General features: G+C 34.3%; 16 protein-coding genes. 6 read left to right on the top strand and 10 right to left on the bottom strand.

Annotated features, from left to right (window positions below; all coding sequences use genetic code 11):
• Positions 1-167 precede the first annotated feature (167 nt).
• From B2745_RS13460 to B2745_RS13445, 4 genes are all read left to right on the top strand, one after another.
• Positions 168-323 carry a hypothetical protein gene (locus tag B2745_RS13460; protein ID WP_304067595.1) on the top strand — a complete coding sequence of 52 codons (156 nt, stop codon included), beginning with the start codon at positions 168-170 and terminating at the stop codon, positions 321-323.
• Positions 324-325: 2 nt separating this feature from the next.
• Positions 326-511, top strand: coding sequence for a hypothetical protein (locus B2745_RS13455; protein WP_304067593.1), 186 nt, complete (start codon positions 326-328; stop codon positions 509-511).
• A 36-nt stretch (positions 512-547) separates the two neighbouring features.
• A complete protein-coding gene (locus tag B2745_RS13450) occupies positions 548-742 on the top strand; it encodes a hypothetical protein (protein ID WP_304067590.1) in 195 nt (64 codons plus the stop codon).
• A 991-nt stretch (positions 743-1,733) separates the two neighbouring features.
• Complete coding sequence (locus B2745_RS13445) at positions 1,734-2,288, top strand: REP-associated tyrosine transposase (protein ID WP_304067588.1); 555 nt, start codon at positions 1,734-1,736, stop codon at positions 2,286-2,288.
• A 166-nt stretch (positions 2,289-2,454) separates the two neighbouring features.
• Here the strand turns inward: B2745_RS13445 and B2745_RS13440 are convergent, their stop codons facing one another.
• From B2745_RS13440 to typA, 4 genes are all read right to left on the bottom strand, one after another.
• Positions 2,455-3,885 (bottom strand): M48 family metalloprotease, encoded by a 1,431-nt coding sequence (locus B2745_RS13440; protein WP_304067585.1) that lies wholly within the window; start codon positions 3,883-3,885, stop codon positions 2,455-2,457.
• Between the two features lie 52 nt (positions 3,886-3,937).
• Complete coding sequence (locus B2745_RS13435) at positions 3,938-4,726, bottom strand: DUF4349 domain-containing protein (RefSeq protein ID WP_304067581.1); 789 nt, start codon at positions 4,724-4,726, stop codon at positions 3,938-3,940.
• A gap of 168 nt (positions 4,727-4,894) precedes the next feature.
• Positions 4,895-5,572 carry an MCP four helix bundle domain-containing protein gene (locus tag B2745_RS13430; protein WP_304067578.1) on the bottom strand — a complete coding sequence of 226 codons (678 nt, stop codon included), beginning with the start codon at positions 5,570-5,572 and terminating at the stop codon, positions 4,895-4,897.
• A 109-nt stretch (positions 5,573-5,681) separates the two neighbouring features.
• The gene (gene typA, locus B2745_RS13425) at positions 5,682-7,493 is read right to left on the bottom strand and encodes a translational GTPase TypA (protein WP_304067576.1); all 1,812 of its coding nucleotides are present in this window, start codon (positions 7,491-7,493) and stop codon (positions 5,682-5,684) included.
• Positions 7,494-7,616: 123 nt separating this feature from the next.
• On the opposite strand from typA, the gene B2745_RS13420 reads away from it, so the two are divergent.
• Positions 7,617-7,769: a FeoB-associated Cys-rich membrane protein gene (locus B2745_RS13420; RefSeq protein WP_304067573.1), complete on the top strand. Its 153-nt coding sequence runs from the start codon at positions 7,617-7,619 to the stop codon at positions 7,767-7,769.
• A 47-nt stretch (positions 7,770-7,816) separates the two neighbouring features.
• Here B2745_RS13420 and B2745_RS13415 read toward each other — a convergent pair whose 3' ends face one another.
• From B2745_RS13415 to porU, 4 genes are read right to left on the bottom strand one after another with little or no spacing between them, the layout of a single operon-like run.
• On the bottom strand, positions 7,817-8,140 hold the full coding sequence (locus tag B2745_RS13415; RefSeq protein WP_026905270.1) for a heavy metal-binding domain-containing protein: 324 nt from the start codon (positions 8,138-8,140) through the stop codon (positions 7,817-7,819).
• Positions 8,141-8,199: 59 nt separating this feature from the next.
• A complete protein-coding gene (gene ispF / locus B2745_RS13410) occupies positions 8,200-8,679 on the bottom strand; it encodes a 2-C-methyl-D-erythritol 2,4-cyclodiphosphate synthase (protein WP_304067570.1) in 480 nt (159 codons plus the stop codon).
• Entirely contained in the window at positions 8,679-9,827 is a 1,149-nt protein-coding gene (gene porV / locus B2745_RS13405) for a type IX secretion system outer membrane channel protein PorV (protein WP_304067568.1), read from the bottom strand. Before porV ends, ispF begins: the two co-directional genes overlap by 1 nt.
• 32 nt (positions 9,828-9,859) lie before the next feature.
• Complete coding sequence (gene porU / locus B2745_RS13400) at positions 9,860-13,639, bottom strand: type IX secretion system sortase PorU (protein WP_304067566.1); 3,780 nt, start codon at positions 13,637-13,639, stop codon at positions 9,860-9,862.
• Positions 13,640-13,840: 201 nt separating this feature from the next.
• Here porU and B2745_RS13395 point away from each other — a divergent pair, with 201 nt between their 5' ends.
• Positions 13,841-15,487, top strand: a complete 1,647-nt coding sequence (locus tag B2745_RS13395; RefSeq protein ID WP_304067563.1) for an SUMF1/EgtB/PvdO family nonheme iron enzyme — start codon at positions 13,841-13,843, stop codon at positions 15,485-15,487.
• Positions 15,488-15,524: 37 nt separating this feature from the next.
• Here B2745_RS13395 and B2745_RS13390 read toward each other — a convergent pair whose 3' ends face one another.
• Entirely contained in the window at positions 15,525-17,213 is a 1,689-nt protein-coding gene (locus tag B2745_RS13390; RefSeq protein WP_304067745.1) for a sodium:solute symporter, read from the bottom strand.
• A gap of 127 nt (positions 17,214-17,340) precedes the next feature.
• Entirely contained in the window at positions 17,341-19,767 is a 2,427-nt protein-coding gene (locus B2745_RS13385; protein ID WP_304067560.1) for a PIG-L family deacetylase, read from the bottom strand.
• Between the last annotated feature and the right edge of the window lie 104 nt (positions 19,768-19,871).

Raw genomic sequence — 19,871 nt, 5'->3', positions numbered from 1 at the left:
CAACTTGGTCATTCAACCCTCAATAGCGTAATAATGAGATTCAAGCCAAGCGGGCAAAGGCTTCATGTGCCAAATAGAAGTAGAGACTTAAATATTTTGTATAAAGGGAATAAATCTTAATTTGCAGATGATGGATGGTAGTAATTCTAAGAAAGTGATAAATAGGTATGATAATTTGGCAAGCCAGGCACAAGTATCTGATGCACATGGCTTGGGGTTTATTATCTTTAATGCCAGATTTAGTTTCACCGACTCCTTTACCACTTATAAAACCTACTCCAGCATCAAAACCTCAGGCAGAACTAAAACCTAAAACAAATTAGAAATGAATAATACGTTATATTTTATAGGAGGAATTACGTCTTTAATATTAGGTTTATACATAACAATAAACCAAATTAGAATTTTCCTCAAAAAAGAACAAGATGAATTAGGTTGGGATATTAAATTGCTTGGAGGAGGAGTTACTTTTGTAATTTTAGGCATAATGTTAATTATGGATTCTTTTTGATAAGGTTCTAGTATTAAAACCTAAAACAAATTAGAAATGAATAATACGTTATATTTTCTTGGAGGCATTGTATCCTTAATACTTGGGATATTTATCGTAATAAATCAAATAAAGTTTTTTCTAAGAAAAGAGAAAGACGAATTAGGATTTAACTTTGGTTTATTAGTTGGTGGTATATGTGCAATAATGTTAGGGATAGGATTAATAGAGCATTATTGGGTGTTGATTTAACTGTATAAAACTTAAGAATTAAGCGAGAGGAAAGAAATAAAAATATTAGCCTAGCCATAACTGGCACAAGTCTTCCAAGCGAGCATAAAGCGAGATAGGAGACTTGTGCTTAAGAATTGCAATTAATAACAAAATTTAAGATAAAAGAGACAAATTGTGTTAGGGATTGCAGCGGCCCCCCTCACTGGCGCAAGTCTTAGCGAGTAGGTAAAGCGGGAGAGCCTGACTTGTGCCTTATGATTAAAAGCACTAAATTTAGTAATGAGTACAAAATATAAGTTTAACAACCCAGAGAGAGATTATCAAGAAGGTAAAGGTTTAATAGAAATAGATGTATTACAATAATGAAAGCACAAGTCAGGCTTTTGCTCTATCTAGCCCGCTAAGACTTGCGCTAGTGAGGAGACAGGAATACTCAAAAACAAATAGTTGAAAAGACAAAAGAAGTCTTTGAGAAGAAGTAAGTATGAAAAAGCAAATTTTAAAAAGTTTTATAACGTCATCTTGTATTTTAGGAGTTATATTCCTATTTGGATTATTGACAAAAGACGCAGGTGATATAATAATTGTAGGATTGAGTTTTTTTGTGAATATCCTATTTATTGTATTTCTAATATATACTTCGATAAAGTATGATTATAAAAAAGCTATATATTATTTTTTAGGTATCTTACTTTCTAATATCATTTTCTTAGGACTGTTTTTCTTGATAGATAATTATAAATCAACAAACAGAGATTTTGAAATGAAATATGAGGAGATAAAGTAGTGTTCCAACTTAGTTAGCTACGAGAAGTAAAGCCTCTAGTTTGGCCCCTCGTTTGGCGCAAGAATGAAGGGAAAGGAAGCGAGTAAAGGCTTCTTGTGCCATTATTAGATAGGAAGTATTGAAATAGATATAATGAAAACCCTCACTGGCGCAAGTCTTAGCGAGTAGGTAAAGCGAGAGAGCCTGACTTGTGCCTCATGATTAAAAGCACTAAATTTAGTAATGAGTTCAAAATATAAGTTTAACAATCCAGAGGGGATATATTTTGTTTCTTTTGCCGTTGTAGGGTGGATAGATATTTTTACAAGACAAGTGTACAGAGATTTGTTTTTAGAGAGTTTGGTTTACTGTAGAAAGGAAAAGAATTTAAACATACATGCATGGATAGTCATGAGTAATCATGTTCATTTAATAATCAGTTGTAAGGCTGGATTTATTCTCTCGGATATAATGAGAGATTTAAAGAAATACACAGCATATAAAATACTAAAGGAAATTAAGGAAAGTACAACAGAAAGCAGAAAAGAGTGGATGCTGTTTTTATTTGCAAAAGCTGGAAAGCAGAATAGTAACAATACAAATTATCAGTTTTGGCGGCAAGATAATCATCCAATAGAATTAGATTTTCATAGTAATATGTTTGAACAAAGGTTGGATTATTTGCATAACAATCCAGTAGAGGCAGGCATAGTAGAGCATGCAGCGGATTATGTGTACAGTAGTGCAAAGGATTATCAAGAAGGTAAAGGTTTAATAGAAATAGATGTATTACAGTGATACAAGCACAAGTCAGGCTTTTGCTTTGTCTAGCCCGCTAAGACTTGCGCTAGTGAGGGGTCGAAATGTTCTCTGATATACTCAGAAAAGGCTTATATTCCGCTCAGCCTGACACAAAGTGATGATTTGAGACAGCCTATTTTTTGTTAAATGATTATTAGCAATTTTATTCTACAATTTTAATCAGCATTCCTTTTTCAACTTTATCAGTTAATTCCATACCATTTAAAATAGCATGTTCTTCCAGCCTGTTAGCCGCTACATTAAAAGCTTTAAGAGCTTGTTGTAAATTAACGTTTTGTGATACCGTTTTGATACGAATGCGTTCTGCTTGCTTATTCAATTTATCGGGCTGTGATAAAGGTTTAAAACCTGTCATCGTATTTATAAAGGCACTTTTATAATTGTTAAAATTAGTTGTAGATGCAATACCGGTGATCACATAAATTTGGTTTTGATATTTGATAAAATAACTCAGTATCTGAATTTCTTCTTGGTTTTCTTGCTGTTGCTTGCCAGATACAGTTATAGCAGATAAATTATTTATAGTGGTTTCAGAAGTTGTTACTACATTCAATTGATTTTTTTCGATAAAATTATCTGCAGCGGTTTGTAATTCTTTTTCTTCTGCCAGTTGCATGCTTAGTAAAGCACCACCGTCTTCTGGTGCCATTTGTACTATTTGCGGTGTATTTTGCAAATTCCACTTTGCAGGTGTAGGAAATTGAAATTTTAAAACCGGATGGTAAAAGATATTACCCTCTTGAAAGCCTTGTCGCGGGTCTGGTCCATAAATTAAACCATCAATTTTTTTGAGGTAACTGTTACGGTTAATTTTAAATTGATTGGTGGCTAATTTTTCTTTCCATGCTTTGGCTAGCTCACCTACAACTACATATCTATCTCCTGGATTTGGGTGTGTAGATAAAAAATCGGGTAACATTTGGTTCTCTTTGGCCGATTTTCTTTCTAAAGTTTTAAAAAAAGAGGCCATTTCTTTGGCATCGTAGCCAATTTTTGAGGCGTATTCTACACCTAATTCATCTGATTCACGTTCAGCGTCTCTTCCAAATTTTAAAAAAAGTAAGCCTAAACCTTGGGAAGCTTCATTGCCAAATTTTGCTAAATCTGGTGCTATAATCATCCCGGCTAATAAACCAAGCTGACCTAGTATAGCATTCCGTTGTTGTTCTACCGAGTGGCGGGCGGCAATATGTCCTATCTCATGACCTAGAACTCCGGCAAATTCGGCTTCGTTATTAAAATGAGCCATAATACCTCTGGTAAAATATACATATCCACCAGGTACAGCAAAAGCATTGATGATATCAGAATCAACAATTTTAAACTCATATTTCAACTCTGGCCGATGAGAGATAGCAGTCATTTCATTGCCTTTTGCAGTGATAAATTCTTGCAGATTTTTATCCTCATATAAACCATACTGAGCAATAATTTGAGGGTCAGTCTCTTGACCTAAAGCAATTTCTTGCTCTGTAGACATTAACACGAGCTGTTTTCTGCCTGTTACAGGGTTTTCTGAACAGGAGTTGATTAGAAGTAAAATAGTAAAGCTTAATAAATAGTATTTTTTCAAAACGATAATCATATTTTTCTAAGGGATCTCATAATTGATGCCATTTTATCTTTTACTTTTTAATATATTTCCTAAAAACAACGATTCCCAAAGCTACACACAACCATATCGGCCAAAGTGTGATTAAACCTAAAATTATAGACTTTAAAATTGAAAAACCTCCTTTTAACGCATTAAAAATTTCCGTAGTGAATTTTGGTGAATCGGAAATTGAGTTGGAAATTAGGGTAATTTCTATAGTGCTGTATTTAAGCTGTTTATTTAAATAGTTGAAATGATTACTCTCATTTTGTATACTGGATTTAATCTCATTTAGTTTAGCTTCAATTTCTATCATTTCGGAAACTTTTGAGGCTTTTGCCAAGAGCTCGATGTACCTCATTTGTAAAGCTTTATAAGAGTCTATTTTTAAAGCTGTTTCTTTGTATTCTCGTGTTATGTCTGTTCTTTTAATTTCTTTAAGTGTAATTTGTCCTTGAATAAAGCTTAATTTATTAACAAACTCATCAAATCTTTTTTCTGGAATTTTACAATTGATAGTTTGTGTCAAATTATTCAAGGTGCCAGTTTGATTTTCATATTCTATATAGCCGTTAAATTTTAAGATATCATTAGATATTTTTTGATACAAAGCTTTAATACTATCTGTTTCAATGTTTATAATGGCACTTTTTATTATCTTCTGGCTATTGTCAAATTTGTTGGTAGTATCATTTTTAAGATCTTTAACAGGTGATGAAATAGAAACCTCGCTAGTAGAATATTCACTTTGTTCTGTTGATTTATTACAACCTATTAAGGTTAGTGTTGATATTGTTACATAAAGAATAATGTGTTTCATAAATAGTAAATTTAGTTTCTATTTATACTCATTATAGTAAGTAGGTAACCCTAATGAGATTATAGAATCCTGCTTACTCATATATCTTTTATTTCGTATAACATAAAGTATTTATTAGCTGTGCAGAAGGAAATTGATAAAGAAATTAAGTTTTAAAATCTGCTAGAGTCAATTAAGATTAAACTTCTCTCTCTTTAGTAATACCTGCTTATCTGTAAGGATAAGTATCATGATGATTAAGCCTAGAATTATGGCAATGAAGAGTTGTAATTTGGTGATGAAAGAGGAACTAGCTTGGCTTTTCCTAGACTCGGCCATGAGCTCTTTGCCTACCTGTGTTTGTACCTGTGTAAGCTGCATCAAGTCTTTGTTGAGTTCATCATAAACAAAAATAGTTCGGTTTAAGTAGATGCTTTTTGCTTTTTCTTTATCTGTTAAAGAAGTAATAATTAAAGCTTGCTCTTCTTTTCTAAAGTCTTGTAAGTTTTTTTTTAAGTGAGCCAGATAATTGGTTTCTGTTTTTACCAAAAAGGTATTTTCATACTTGTTAATTAAGGTATCTAATTTGGCGTCTGTTGCTTTCAAATACTTCGTTACAGCTTGTTGGCTAACGTTATCTCTAAATAAGAAACTAAATAATTGTTGCCTTTTATTTTGTATCTGGTTGGCTATCGTGTATAAATCAACAGCTGGTATTAGCCTGTCTTCGTAAATAGAATTAAATGATTTGGCTATTTTATTGATGTTATAGGATTCAATTAAACTAAAGATGATACTAAAAAACATCAAAATGGCCAGTGCTATAGCCAAACGTATCTTCCTTTGTATTGCAAAAGCTAGTTTCATAATTTTTGGGTTTCATTTTCAAGATACTGAATTTTAATAAAAGAAAATTTATAAAGCAAAAAAGGGTTATCTGTTTTTCAGATAACCCTTTTTTCTACATTGAAGAAGATTATTGATTCACAAACTTCTTAGCATTTATTTTACGCTCATTCTCTGTTAAGTAGATTTTACGTAAACGGATATTTTGTGGCGTAACTTCGATATACTCATCTGCTTGGATATACTCCATACACTCTTCTAAAGAGAATTTAATAGCAGGAGCAATTCTTACGTTATCATCACTTCCAGAGGCTCTCATGTTGGTTAACTGTTTACCTTTGGTTACGTTAATCACTAAATCGTTATCACGGATGTGCTCACCTAAAATTTGTCCTTCGTAAATATCAACACCTGGATCAACAAAGAAACGGCCTCTATCTTGTAATTTATCAATAGCATAAGCGGTTGTTAAACCTTTATCCATAGAGATTAATACACCATTAGAACGTCCAGGGATTGTCCCTTTCCAAGGCTCGTAAGCTTTAAAGCGGTGTGCCATGATAGCTTCACCGGCAGTTGCGGTTAAAACGTTGTTACGTAAACCAATGATACCTCTTGAAGGAATTTCAAACTCTAAGTGTTGTAAATCGCCTTTAGGTTCCATGATTAAAAGCTCTCCTTTACGTTGTGTAACCAGCTCGATAACTTTACCTGCAACATCACCCGGTACATCTACAATTAAAATCTCGATAGGTTCGCATTTAACACCATCAATTTCTTTAACGATAACTTGTGGTTGACCTACTTGTAATTCATAACCTTCACGACGCATCGTTTCTATCAAAACTGATAAATGGAGAATACCACGACCATAAACTAAATAAGCATCTGGTAAATCAGTCTCTACTACACGAAGGGCTAAGTTTTTCTCTAATTCTTTGTGTAAACGCTCTCTTAAACGTTGCGAAGTAACAAATTTACCTTCTTTACCAAAGAAAGGCGAGTTATTGATGGTAAACAACATGTTCATGGTTGGCTCATCAATGCTGATTACTTCTAATTGCTCTGGATTTTCGAAATCAGCAATGGTATCACCAATATCAAAACCATCTATACCTACAACAGCGCAAATATCACCAGAAGAAACAGAAGAAACTTTAACTTTTCCTAAGCCTTCAAAAGTGTATAATTCTTTAATTCTTGATTTTACAACTTTACCATCGCGTTTAACTAAAGAAACGGGCATATTTTCTTTGATGGTACCGCGAGCTACCCTACCAATGGCAATACGACCTACGAAAGAAGAATAATCTAAAGAGGTAATTTGCATTTGTAAAGTACCTTCTTGTACTGGTGCCGGAGGAATATTTGCTAAAATAGCATCCATTAAAGGGAAAATATTATCCGTTTGTACTTTCCAGTCGGTATTCATCCAACCTTGTTTAGAAGAGCCATAAATAACAGGGAAATCTAATTGCTCTTCTGTAGCTTCAAGGTTAAAGAATAACTCGAAAATTTGCTCGTAAACCTCTTCAGGACGGCAATTTTCCTTATCAACTTTGTTTACCACAACAATAGGTTTTAAACCTAATGCTAAAGCCTTTTGGGTTACGAAACGTGTTTGAGGCATAGCACCCTCAAAAGCATCGCAAAGTAATAAAACACCATCGGCCATTTTAAGAACACGCTCTACTTCACCGCCAAAATCCGCGTGACCAGGTGTGTCAATGATATTAATTTTAACGTCTTTATACTGAACAGAAACGTTTTTTGAAACGATGGTAATACCACGTTCACGCTCTAAATCGTTATTATCTAAAATTAATTCTCCGGTTGATTCGTTATCTCTAAAGATAGAACAAGAATGTAAAATTTTGTCAACCAAGGTAGTTTTTCCGTGGTCAACGTGAGCGATAATCGCTATATTTCTAATGTTTTGCATGCAAAAAATGCTTAAAAAAATTTTTTGCAAAGGTATGATTTTAAATCGGTAATTTAAGCACTAAGCTATCGTGAAAATTAGATGACGATTAAAACTTAACAAAACCTTAACTTTGAGCTTGTTATGGATACACAAACGATATTGGTTTTTGCACTGTTTTTAATTGCAGTTATTTATGTTGTAAGGCTTGTTTATAGAAGTTTTAATACCAAGACAAGTTGTGGTAGCAGCTGTAAATGTGGGGTTGATTTTTCTAAGATAGATGTGAAAAAATAAAGCCCATGATTTATTATCATAGGCTTAAAAAATAAGTTTTAGAGTATTTAATCCTCTATAATTACCGCTGTACCGCTAGCAGAAACCATCAGCATACTGCCAGAAGCACCCATAGTTTCGTAATCTAAATCTACACCCAGTATAGCATTTGCGCCAAGTTTGGCTGCATAATCTTGCATTTCTGCTAAGGCGATGTTTTTAGCTTCTCTTAAGCCTTCTTCATAAGAGCCAGATCTACCTCCTACGATGTCTCTGATACCTGCAAAAAAGTCTTTCACAATGTTGGCACCTATAATGGCCTCGCCACTAACTATACCAATATACTTAACTACTTTTTTTCCGTCTATGTGTGATGTTGTTGTTACGATCATGTTTTTAAATTTTATATAGATGAGACACGTATCAGGGATTTTTGTTACAAAAAAGCCAATTATTTTTTCTCTATTAAACAAACAGCATAAGCTACAACACCTTCTTCTCTGCCTATAAAGCCCATGGTTTCGTTGGTAGTAGCTTTAATAGAAATATCTTCTTCATCGCAACCCATGGCTTGTGCTATGTTTTTTTTCATAGCAGGTACATGAGGGTTGATTTTTGGTGCTTCTAGGCAAAGCATTGCATCCACGTTACCTATGGTAAAACCTTTTTCGGCTAATAATTTAACACATTCTGTTAGCAGAATTAAACTACTGATACCTTTCCATCTTTCATCGGTATTTTTAAAATGATGACCAATATCACGAAGGTTTGCAGCACCTAAAAGGGCATCGCATATTGCATGCGCTAAAACATCAGCATCAGAATGCCCAAAAGCACCTTTATGATGTTCTAATTTTACGCCGCCTAATATAAAAGGATGTTGATCTTTTAACTGGTGAACATCAAAACCAAAACCTACTTTTATTTTCATTATTTAGCCGTTCCTGCCTCTCCAAAGTTTAATGATAATGAAAACCTAAGGGTATTAGCTAAAGGAGATCTTTGCTGGTTTGCCAAAACATAAGAGAAATCGATATTTACAATGTTATATTTCAAGCCAGCGCCTAAGGTTAGGTAGCTCCTGTTTCCTTTGTTTGGGTTTTCGTAAAAATAACCTGCTCTTAATGCAAATTGTTTATTGTACCAGTACTCTAAACCGGTAGAGTAAATAATTTCTTGCAATTCTTCTGAAAAACCGCCTGGGGCATCGTTAAAAGAACCAAAAATACCAGCAGGTACAGATTTGGTGCTGTTAGGTTCTGAGGGTACTAAAAGTTTATTGATGTCTAGAGAAAGGGTAAAATCACTATACTCATCTAAATGTATGGTTGATGCACCACCTAAACGTAAGTTGGTTGGCATAAAAATTCTTGGAGCATTATCAGAATAGCTCATTTTTGTGCCGATGTTAGAAATGTTAAGTCCGGCAGCTAAGGTTGCTTCTTTGCCAAACATAGGTTTTCTGTTGCCTTTATAATAGGCAGAAATATCTGCCGCAACGCCGGTTGCTGCTCTGTTTTGGCTACCATCTACAATACCGTTGTTAGAGATGTTTGAGAATACAAATCGTAAAGCTGTACCTAATGAGAAGTTTTCGCCAAAAGAACGGGCTAAACTAGCATCTAAAGCTAATTCATTAGGATTGTAAAGAGCTATATTTGAACCTGTTGCATCAGTAAGTTGTATATCTCCATAAGAAAAATATCTTAAGGAGCCACCTATCACGTTTCTTTCATCTAAACGGTAATAACCATTTAAATAAGCCATATTAATATCTGGAGCTATATTTTGTAGCCAAGGGCTATAAGATGCAGAAAAGCCATATTTATCTGATAAAAATGCCAGTTTTGAGGGGTTCCAATGGGTAGCGTTTACATCAGGCAGTGTGGCTACACCGGTTTCTCCCATAGCTCCGGCTCTGGCGTCAGGAGATACCAGTAGAAAAGGTACAGCTGTGGTGATGATATTACCTATTCTACCGTCAACTGCATCTGGTGGTGGTGTACCGCCAGATTGTGCATATCCAAATTTTGCTATGATGCTGGTTATGATGAGTAAAAAGTATTTGTTAATTTTCATGTTATAAAGCTAAAATTTCTTGTTTAAATTCATTATAGGATAACTAATTTTTCTGTTTTTTTTACAATTTCGCCATTTGTATTTGAGCGTACTTTCAGCTCATAAATATACACCCCTCTTGCTAATTTATCTCCAAAATTATCCTTAGCATCCCAAAATATATGATCTACCCTAGTTCCAGAACTTATAATCGGTTGGTTAATAGTTTTAATCAGCTTACCTGCAATAGTATAAATATTTACCTGCACATCCAAATCCTGGTTGGGTTGATTATGTTCGAACTGGAAACTGGTTTTGGTTGTAAAAGGGTTTGGGTAATTAAATACATGTGCGATTTCCAATTTTTCAGAATTCTTTACTTCAAAATCTATCGTTTGCTCTGATGAATTGTTGAAAGTATCCCATGCTTTTAATTTTAAGGTGTACATACCGGGTTTTAAATCTCCTAAAGGATATTTAATGGTACCAGCCTGATAATCGTCTGTTTTTGCTTGGTACCAATTGTTTAAAATGATGTTGGTACTTTCATTTTGAGCAGTTAAAGTAGCTACAATATCATGCCCTATACCAATACCTGTAGTATTGATACCGTTTTCATCTAACAAGTTAACCAATAAAAAAGGTGAAGTATTGGTGATACCTCCCGAAACAAATTTTTCATCATTTAAGAAAAGTTCTATGGTTGGCCCTTCGCTATCGGTATTAGAGTTATTGGCTATGCCACCAACAATAATATTGCTTAAGTTTCCGCTGGCGTCTATTTCTTGGTTATCAGCATAATAGCTTATTTTTCCTTCACCATATTGTAGGTTGATGTCTTTAGGTACTACAAATTCGAAACTAAATTGCCCGTTTTTAACGCTGGCTTTACCTTTGTAAATGATATTGGTTTGATGATTAAAAGCTTGTGGAATGCTACCGAAGATACCTGCATCTTGACCTAGTGTAGTAGTAACTGTAGCTTTATCATAAATTACAGGATAAACAGTACCATTAAAAGAACTTAATAAAGTTTGATTTGGGGCAAGTATTTGTCCTGTAATTTTAACTTTTGCCAATGCTTTTAGGGTATCAGGATGAGTTACTAATTTTTCGTTAACGCTTAAAGTATTTACTTTATTGTAGGGGATAGGAAATATTGTTGACGGGTCTCCTAAAAGGGTAAAATTTCTAGCATTGATATTTAAACCGCCTATATTATTGTTTTTTGCCATGGTAAAAACTTCGCCAAAACTTATACTTCTATTTTGATTGGCCATTTGGCAAAGAGCATTTAGAAAACTTTGGTTTAAATCAAAGTTGTAAGATGCAAATACAATTCTGGTGGTTGTAAATAAAGCTATTACACCGTGTTTTTCTTTTTTTAAGGCGAGCTCACCGGCAGAGCGTATTAAAGGATCATCCCACCTGCTAAAAGAGCAAGTTGCTGTAAAAATGATGGGTAAATGAGTGTTTTTCCAATTGTTAATGTCATCTACAGTAAGTATTCTTTCTGCAGCTAGGCCTCCTTCTCCGCCGTGGCCGGTATAATTCATCAGCATTACCCCATTATTTAGGTTATCATCAATTGCTTTTTTTACATCAGGGTAACGGTTTCCAGATACGGTACTTTCTTGTTGATAGGCATCAAAATATATTTTTTGGATGTTAAAATTGGGTTTTTGCTGCTGTAGGATATTTGCATTGGCTTCTGCTTGATTAAGATGGGTATTAGCATCTTCATCATCAGCTATGATGCTGATTTGGTTTCTCCAACTGCCTAGTTGAGCAGTTTGTGTATAATAAATCAGTTTATCTACTATATCTTTAGCTTCTTTTAAGGATGTTATGGGTAATCTACCAACACTTATATCTAACATTCCAGCGGCATCAACAAAATTTTCTGGAAAATTGCCTTCATCATCATCTAGTAAAGCAAAATAATCATCAGATGTATAGCTTTGTGTTGGCGATAGTGAATTTCTTGATTGATAAGTTACAATAAAATTATTGTTCTTGAATTGGATATTCCTGTTATCAAAACTTCCACTACCAAACAGCAGTAAATATTTAGGTAAATTATTTATACCAGCTCTTTTATAAAGCATTCTCATAAAATCTCTTATTGCACTGGCATCTCTGGCTCCGGATGAAAACTCATTATAAATTTGTTCTGGTGTTACAATATGTGTTCTGATATTTTGCTCTTTAAGTCTAAAATCGGCCAATCTTTTAGCTTCTGATAAAAATTCTGGTGGCGATATGATAACCATATCAACCGGATTTAAAGCATGTAGATTTTGGTTAGCTACTTTTTTGATGAATTTAGGTTCTTGTACCTGCTGCATATCAAAAAGTAAAAATTCTTTTAAGTTGGGTGTAGGATAAATAAAAGAACTGGTTGTGTAATCAATAGCAATAGGTAGTAAAGGGTTGGTAATATCCCAAATTTCTTTACCTGTTAAGTTGCCAGTAAAGTTAAATTGGGTGATGTTATTAGACCCACTTGATGAAATGTCCCTAAACCTAAGCCAATTGTTTGCTCTTAAATCTTTTTTACAACTAAATCTGATATAATTTAACCAGGCATTAGCCAAGGAGTTGGGCTTATTATAGCTTATACCAACCAAAAAATTATTGGTATTTGGTAAAAAAGAAAGGGATTGATGTGCAGGCGCAGCATAATCAGTGTCAAAACTTAAGGGTACTGCACTAGCATTTAAATTAAAAAGGGTTTGGTTATTAATTTTTAGTTCTGCTGCTGAGTTTTGACCTGCCCGTATAGCCATATCGGCTTCTATGTAAACAGAATCTGTAATTTTTATTCCATCCAAATTAAAACTGAAATTTTGGTTATTGTTAAATTCAAAATCTTCGCCATACCATACTCTACCTGATTTTAAATTATCCATGATAGCGGTATAATTTTCTTGCTCATGAAGCTGTAAATCGGTATAAGAAGATGTGTTGAAATTTGGGTTTTGATTGAGGTAGGATTGCTTATTTATACGTTTGCCATTTGCACCCTCTGTTTGGATGAAATAAAAAGAAGAGTCAGAATAGTGATTTCTGTGATGAATAAATTTCTGATTTTGCGGGTTAAACTCCCAAAAAATATTTCCTTCTGCATAAAATAAGACATAATCTTGTGGGTCAAATTTACCATCCTCTTCACCGATAACTTTGATGGCGTTTTCAAATAAATCATCGTATCTGGCAGCGTTATTTTCCTGAGCTAAGGCTCTGCCACCTTGACTAAAAATTTTAATTAAGCGTGGGTTTAACTGGTCAACAGCTATCCCCATATTTCTGAAAAAATTATAGTCTAGCTTATAAATACCTTCATTTTTTAAGCCTATTTTATACCAATTTCCATTGGCTAAAACAGAGTTGGAAGCATTACTTAATCTAAATGAGTTGTTTTTTTGTCCAGTAGCCTTATCACTTACTTGAATGTTATATGCTAATAATTGGTAGATAGTGCTTGAACTTTTATAAAAAGGTAATAAATCAATAATCAACCATCTTTTTTTCTGTTCCTCAACTACCTGGTATTGAAACCATATTGTTTGCGAAATTTGACTTTGTTGCTGGCTATACTGGTTAGAGACTTGAGTTTGCAGCGGATGAATAATTACCGAAACTTGGGTTAAAGCAATAGGTATTTTAAGATGAACCAAAGGTAAATGACCAAATTTTTCTGGTAAATATCTTGGAAATTCAGGGTCGACCTTAATATTTGAGATACTTTTGTTAGTTGATAAAAGCGTCCAATCAATTGTTTTTTTGATACTGATGTTTTGTGCTTTTATTAAAAAAGGTACAAGTAGCAAAAACAAAATTATCTTAACTTCTTGATATACAGATATTTTCAATCCTAAATAAATATTTATATTTGTGTAACTTAAAGTTTTAAAGTTCGTTTTAATAACTAAAAATAGGTAAACTAAAGCTTAAACTTAATATACCATAAAATTAATCATCTTGATTAAGATAATTTATTATTTTTAAGCTTTGAAAATTTAAAAAATCGCATGAGAAAAAATACCATTACTTTTCTTTGGGCTTGCATAGGTTTGATGATGATGTTAAGTTCTTGCCAAAAGAATGCTGGTCCGTCAAAAATATCTGGTAAAACAGGGGCTCAATACAATCAGAAAAGGCCAGGTTCTCTACAAGTAATGCCAAAAACTAAACCAACTCCAGGCCCAGGTTTAGTGCATATAGAAGGAGGAACTTTCGTATTAGGTGGCTCTTCTATAGATGATATAGGCTATGATTATGCATCTCCTAAAAGAAGAGTTTCTGTGGCTACATTTTATATGGATGAAACCGAAGTAGCAAATTTAGATTGGCTGGAGTATTTAAACTGGATAAAAGAAGTAGCTGCTGATACCAGATGGTATTATGAAGCTTTACCAGATACTTTAGTTTGGAGAAGTCCATTGGCTTATAACGAGCCTTATGTAAACAATTATTTAAGACATCCAGCTTACCAAGATTATCCAGTTGTGGGTGTTACTTGGGAGCAAGCAAATGCTTATTGTGATTGGAGAACCAATGTGGTTAACGAAAATATCCTTCGTAATAAAAATATTATGAATGATTGGGGCACCTATTCTGCCGCTAAAATGGGAACAGCAAAAGGCGGTAAAGGAGCAGGTACAAATAATGTAAATACTGAGCCCTTTGATTTAGACCTTTATTTAAATGGCCAGTATAATGATTTAGGTAAAGGTGCTCCTAAACCAAATGTAGTAAATGCAGCACCACAAGGTGGTGCTAAAAAAGGAGCAAACACTGGAAGAATTGCCAAAATAGAGGATGGCGTTTTTACACCTGGCAGGTATAGATTACCAACTGAAGCCGAGTGGGAATACGCAGCTTTAGCCTTAAAAAGCGATGGTGATAACAGCATTGTAAAAAGCGGTAAAATTTATCCTTGGTATGGTATAGGGGTGCGTTCTCCTAATAAGGATACCAGAGGTTTAATTTATGCTAACTTTAAAAGAGGTGGTGGTGATAATATGGGTGTTGCCGGATACTTAAATGATGGTGCAGATATTACAGCACCAGTAAAAGCATACACTCCAAACGATTTTGGATTATATAACATGGCAGGCAATGTAAGCGAATGGACAAGTGATACTTACCGCCAATTATCTTTTGATGAAGTAGAAGATTTTAACCCTTATCGTGGTAATGTGTTTGAAAACAACGCTTATGATGATAAAGGACAAATACAAACGATAGGTAAAACCAATGTACCTAAAAAGGTTAAAGCCACTGCCGGTAAAAAGGACCCTTACGAAATACATAAGAGTAAATACGGTAATGCTACCGAGCCTAGCCCAAGTACTCCAGAGCCTAAAAACGATAAAATGGCTTCTGTTGTACCAACATTTAATGCCGACCAAAGAGGTTATATTGATAATGAAAATCTAGATCTTTATGGGAAGATAACGTTAATTAGTGATCGTTCAAAAGTTTACAAAGGCGGTTCTTGGAATGATAGAGCTTATTGGCTAAATCCTGGTACCAGAAGGTATTTAGACCAAGGTGAAGCAAGTTCTGAAATTGGTTTTAGATGTGCCATGAGTAGTGTAGGAGACCCTCAGATTAATCCTAAATCAACACCACAATTTAAGCAGCCAAAATCCAGAGTAGGATTTAGAAAATAATAAAAAAGTCTCTCCAGTAAATTTGGAGAGACTTTTTTTATACTATTGACTTTTCTTTTTGTAAATACTGAAATACATAACCCCAGGCAATCACCAATACACAGCCAAAAAGATTAAGCCATAAATAAGCCATCACATCAAAATAATAGGCCGTAAAAACAAATACTTCTGTAATGAGTGCTGCTGTAAACACAGCCCTTCCGCCAATCTTTTTAAAATAGAAAGCTACTAGAAAAATTCCTAGAATGGTTCCATAGAATAAAGAGCCCAGAATATTAACAGCTTCTAATAAATTACCTAATTTACCTGCAAATAAGGCCATTGCTAGGCTTAAAATACCCCAAAACAGGGTTATGGCTTTACTTACGTTGAGGTATTTTAAATCGCTACCTGTTTTATTGATTAATCTTTTATAAATATCAACACTGGTGGTGGATGCTAATGAGTTTAAGGCGCTAGCTGTTGAACCCATAGAGGCTAAGCAAACAATAGCTACCAATAAACCAATTAAACCTTGTGGTAAATATTGTGTAACAAAGCTTAGGAAAACGTAGTTGGTATCGTCTGTATCTGCATTAGGGTCGTTTTTCTTCATAACAGCTAGGGCTTCTTCTCTTTTTTCTTGTAGGTTTTTATTTGCCAATACTACATCTGCTTTTAAAGAGCTTATTTCTTTCTGCTGGTTAATAGCGTTTTCCAGTGCTACAACTTTTTGCTTTTTAGCTTCAAACGCGGCATCAAATGCTTGTTCTTTTTGTTTAAACTCATCAGCGTAAGCACTTTTTTCTATTTTATTAATCTCATAGGTATTAAAAAATACAGGCGGTTTTTGGTATTGATAAAAGCAGAAAACCAATATCCCTATCAATAAGATTAAAAATTGCATGGGTACTTTTAGCAAACCATTCATCAATAAACCCATTCTGCTTTGCCCAACAGAGCTCCCGGTTAAATATCTACCAACCTGAGATTGATCTGTACCAAAGTAAGACAGTTGTAAGAAAAAGCCGCCTATTAATCCTGTCCAAACGGTATATCTATTATTTAAATCAAACTCCCAATCTATCACATTCATCTTTCCCATTTTACCTGCAATGTCTAAAGCATCGGTAAAACCTACAGAAGTAGGTAAAAGTGCTACTACCACAAAGCCAGCTAAAAACAAGCCCGAAAAGATAATGCTCATTTGTAAAAGCTGGGTATAAGAAACAGCTTTTGTGCCACCATAAAAGGTATACAATATCACTACAGAACCTATTACTAAAGTGGTATAAGTAGGGTCTACATTTAATATGATTGATAGGATGATAGACGGAGCATAAATAGTTATTCCGGTAGATAAGCCTCTTTGTATCAGAAATAAAAAAGCCGTTAAAACTCTGGTTTTTAAATCAAACCTTTGCTCTAAAAACTCATAAGCGGTATAAACTTTAAGTTTATGAAAAATAGGAATGAAAGTTATACAAAGCACAATCATGGCTAAGGGTAGGCCAAAATAGAATTGTACAAAGCGCATTCCATCGGTGTAAGCCAAACCTGGTGCTGATAAAAAAGTAATGGCGCTAGCTTGTGTAGCCATTACCGATAAACCTACATGATACCAAGGCAAAGAACGGTCGCCAAGTAAATAGCCATCTATGTGTTTACTTGCTTTACTTTTCCAGATGCCGTAAACCACAATAAAAATGATGGTAAAAGCAAGTACAAACCAATCTATTAAACTCATGAGAAGCGAATAGTAATCAAGTAAAAAATTATAATAAGGATAATAAGCCAGTAAACCAGCAGACGATAAAATTGACCCCACGATTTAATAAAAGGAGGAAGCTCGGTATCTTTTACTTTTTTATCCATTATTTACTTATCAGGTTTACAAATAAACGGTAAGCGCCTGCAACGCCAGCAGGTAATTCTCTAAAAAATGATAAACCGGTGTAAACAAATTTCCCTTTACCATAAGGTGTTACTAAAAGTGCACCTGATGTTTGTTGCTCCCCAGCATCATTCATACCTAAAGGTAGTTCGTATCGGTTATCGGCATTGTCTGCAAAATACAAACCTCTTTCTTGTATCCAGCCATCAAAATCTTGAGCAGACAATTTATTAGGGTAATTTAAAACTTTACTCTCTGGCTTTAAGAAAAACACTTTGGCATTTTCCTCAGTAACTCTATCTCTTGTGATGTTAAATGGATAAGGACCAATTTCGGTACTTAGCAATGGTCTGTTTACATTGTACTGCACCAACAAAGTACCACCGTTTTCTATATACTTTAACAGATTCTGTCTTGCAAAAGGTAATTTCTCATTGGTATTAAATGCTCTTACTCCGGTTATAATAGCATCGTAAGCAGATAAGTCTCCGGTTAGCATTTCTTTTTCTGTAAGGATATTTACCTGATAACCTATTTGCTTCAGCGATTCTGGAATTAAATCTCCGGCTCCGTTGATATAGCCGATGAGCTTATTGCCGGTTGTTTTTATGTTTAGTTTGGTAAGTTTTACTTCAGCCTCGGAGAAATAACTTATGGTAGGGATATGCTCATACTTAATTTCATGAAAAGCTTTTTGATAAGTCTCATTAGCCATTTGAGCTGTAAATTTTAAAACAACACTTTCATCTGTAGTTGCTGGGGTAACTGTAAACGTAAGGTTAAGCTCTTCTCCAGAATTTTTGAAATTAAAGCTATGCCTAACAGGGCTTATTTTCCAATTCTTTGGTAATTCAGGAATCAATTCGCCACTCAGGTTTTCTTTAAATGCTTTTAACTTTATGCGAATTTCTTTTTCACCTAGATTTGGGAAAAGTAACACTTTATCTTCCGGATTAATGGTTACAGGTGGTGCTATTACTAAAGGTTGATAAACTTCGCCCCTTACCTGGTCTGTATATTTATAAATGACAGGAATTTCATCATCCAGACTGTAATTATTAAAGCTAAGTTTAACTTGGATAGTATGCGCCACTGGTCCATCAGGCTGTAAGATGTCTGCTTGTTTATTTAAAACATATTGCCCAATAGGATGCTGATTTACCAACCAATAAGGCTGCGTAATTTTATTTACTTGTGTTTGATTTTTTGCACTATAGAGTTGATTGATGTTCAAATCATCTGTTCTTTGGTTAAAAGCTGTAATTTTTACATTTGGATATTGCGTAACTGCACTTATGTTAAACTCGATAAGAGTGTTTTGTGCATAAAAAGCCTGCTTAGCTTGCGCTTCTAGCCAAGTTCCGCTGCAATGCAGAATCAGTTTTTTTACTTCTTCTAACTTGATATTTTTATAAAAGCTATCTGGTAAAGCCGCTATTTTTTGATGAAGTTTGATTAAATCCTCAACAATTAAACCTGGGTTTTCTACATTAAATTTCTCCTGAATGGTGTTAATATCTTTAGCGATTTCAGTTTTAATTTGAAGTCTGTCCCAGCTTAAATCTATTCCTTCAAATAAATCTTTTTGTGGAAGTTCACCTTGCCAACTGCTAAAATATTCTATACTTGAGCCTCTTTGTTTGGCAGAACCAAATCCTTGACTTTTGTGCATCGATCTACTTTCGGCAGCAATTTCACCATAACCTTTTCCCAGTAGGTTACTAAACAGGCCAACATCAATTTTTAGTTGATCATTGGCAGTGGTATTGGCCGAGCCAAAATTATAAGTATTCCAAAGAATTCTTTTCGCTTGCCATACGCTTACTTCTTTCAACTGTTCTGGAAACTGTTTTGGGTCGGCAGCAGCTTTAAAAGCTTCCTGCGCTAAAATAGAAGATGCTTGATGATGGCCATGCCCTGCTCTTGCATCATTAGGAAACCGGGTGATGATAACATCTGGTTTAAATTTCCTGATGATGTATACCACATCGCTTAATATTTCCTTTTTATTCCAGATGGTAAAAGTTTCATCGGCAGTTTTAGAAAAACCAAAATCATTAGCTCTTGTAAAAAATTGGATAGCGCCATCAGTTCTGCGGGCGGCTAAGAGTTCCTGAGTTCTTATCAATCCTAATTCTTCAGATTGCTCATTACCGATAAGATTTTGCCCGCCATCTCCTCTGGTTAACGATAGATAAGCAGTCCTTACCAATTTTTCTTTAGCTAAGTAGCTTAATAAACGTGTGTTTTCATCATCAGGATGTGCCGCAATATATAAGACACTTCCTAAAACATCTAATTTTTTTAAATCGAGTTTGAGCTCTGCTGCATTGGGTAAAGCATTGTTTTGGGCAAAAGAAAAATAAGGAAGCGCTAAAAAATATAAGAGCAGGTTTCTAAGTTTCATGGATGCTTTCTTTTAAACTTCGGCTAAGTAAAATAATAAATTTTTGCTTATGAACTTATAGCACAAAAAAATTACAAAACTTATAATCAAATTTCAAGAAAGTT

It is taken from the genome of Pedobacter glucosidilyticus (assembly GCF_002483235.1).
In the GTDB taxonomy this organism is placed as follows: Bacteria; Bacteroidota; Bacteroidia; order Sphingobacteriales; family Sphingobacteriaceae; genus Pseudopedobacter; species Pseudopedobacter glucosidilyticum_B.
Note: the sequence above shows the minus strand (reverse complement) of the source record. Positions and strands in the feature narration are given on the sequence as shown.

What these genes read in the sequence shown, in the direction of transcription:
- B2745_RS13460 (WP_304067595.1), top strand. Translation starts at nt 168, where the DNA reads ATGATAATTTGGCAAGCCAGGCACAAGTATCTGATGCACATGGCTTGG.
- B2745_RS13455 (WP_304067593.1), top strand. Translation starts at nt 326, where the DNA reads ATGAATAATACGTTATATTTTATAGGAGGAATTACGTCTTTAATATTA.
- B2745_RS13450 (WP_304067590.1), top strand. Translation starts at nt 548, where the DNA reads ATGAATAATACGTTATATTTTCTTGGAGGCATTGTATCCTTAATACTT.
- B2745_RS13445 (WP_304067588.1), top strand. Translation starts at nt 1,734, where the DNA reads ATGAGTTCAAAATATAAGTTTAACAATCCAGAGGGGATATATTTTGTT.
- B2745_RS13435 (WP_304067581.1), bottom strand. Translation starts at nt 4,726, where the DNA reads ATGAAACACATTATTCTTTATGTAACAATATCAACACTAACCTTAATA.
- B2745_RS13430 (WP_304067578.1), bottom strand. Translation starts at nt 5,572, where the DNA reads ATGAAACTAGCTTTTGCAATACAAAGGAAGATACGTTTGGCTATAGCA.
- typA (WP_304067576.1), bottom strand. Translation starts at nt 7,493, where the DNA reads ATGCAAAACATTAGAAATATAGCGATTATCGCTCACGTTGACCACGGA.
- B2745_RS13420 (WP_304067573.1), top strand. Translation starts at nt 7,617, where the DNA reads ATGGATACACAAACGATATTGGTTTTTGCACTGTTTTTAATTGCAGTT.
- B2745_RS13415 (WP_026905270.1), bottom strand. Translation starts at nt 8,140, where the DNA reads ATGATCGTAACAACAACATCACACATAGACGGAAAAAAAGTAGTTAAG.
- ispF (WP_304067570.1), bottom strand. Translation starts at nt 8,679, where the DNA reads ATGAAAATAAAAGTAGGTTTTGGTTTTGATGTTCACCAGTTAAAAGAT.
- porV (WP_304067568.1), bottom strand. Translation starts at nt 9,827, where the DNA reads ATGAAAATTAACAAATACTTTTTACTCATCATAACCAGCATCATAGCA.
- B2745_RS13395 (WP_304067563.1), top strand. Translation starts at nt 13,841, where the DNA reads ATGAGAAAAAATACCATTACTTTTCTTTGGGCTTGCATAGGTTTGATG.
- B2745_RS13390 (WP_304067745.1), bottom strand. Translation starts at nt 17,213, where the DNA reads ATGAGTTTAATAGATTGGTTTGTACTTGCTTTTACCATCATTTTTATT.
- B2745_RS13385 (WP_304067560.1), bottom strand. Translation starts at nt 19,767, where the DNA reads ATGAAACTTAGAAACCTGCTCTTATATTTTTTAGCGCTTCCTTATTTT.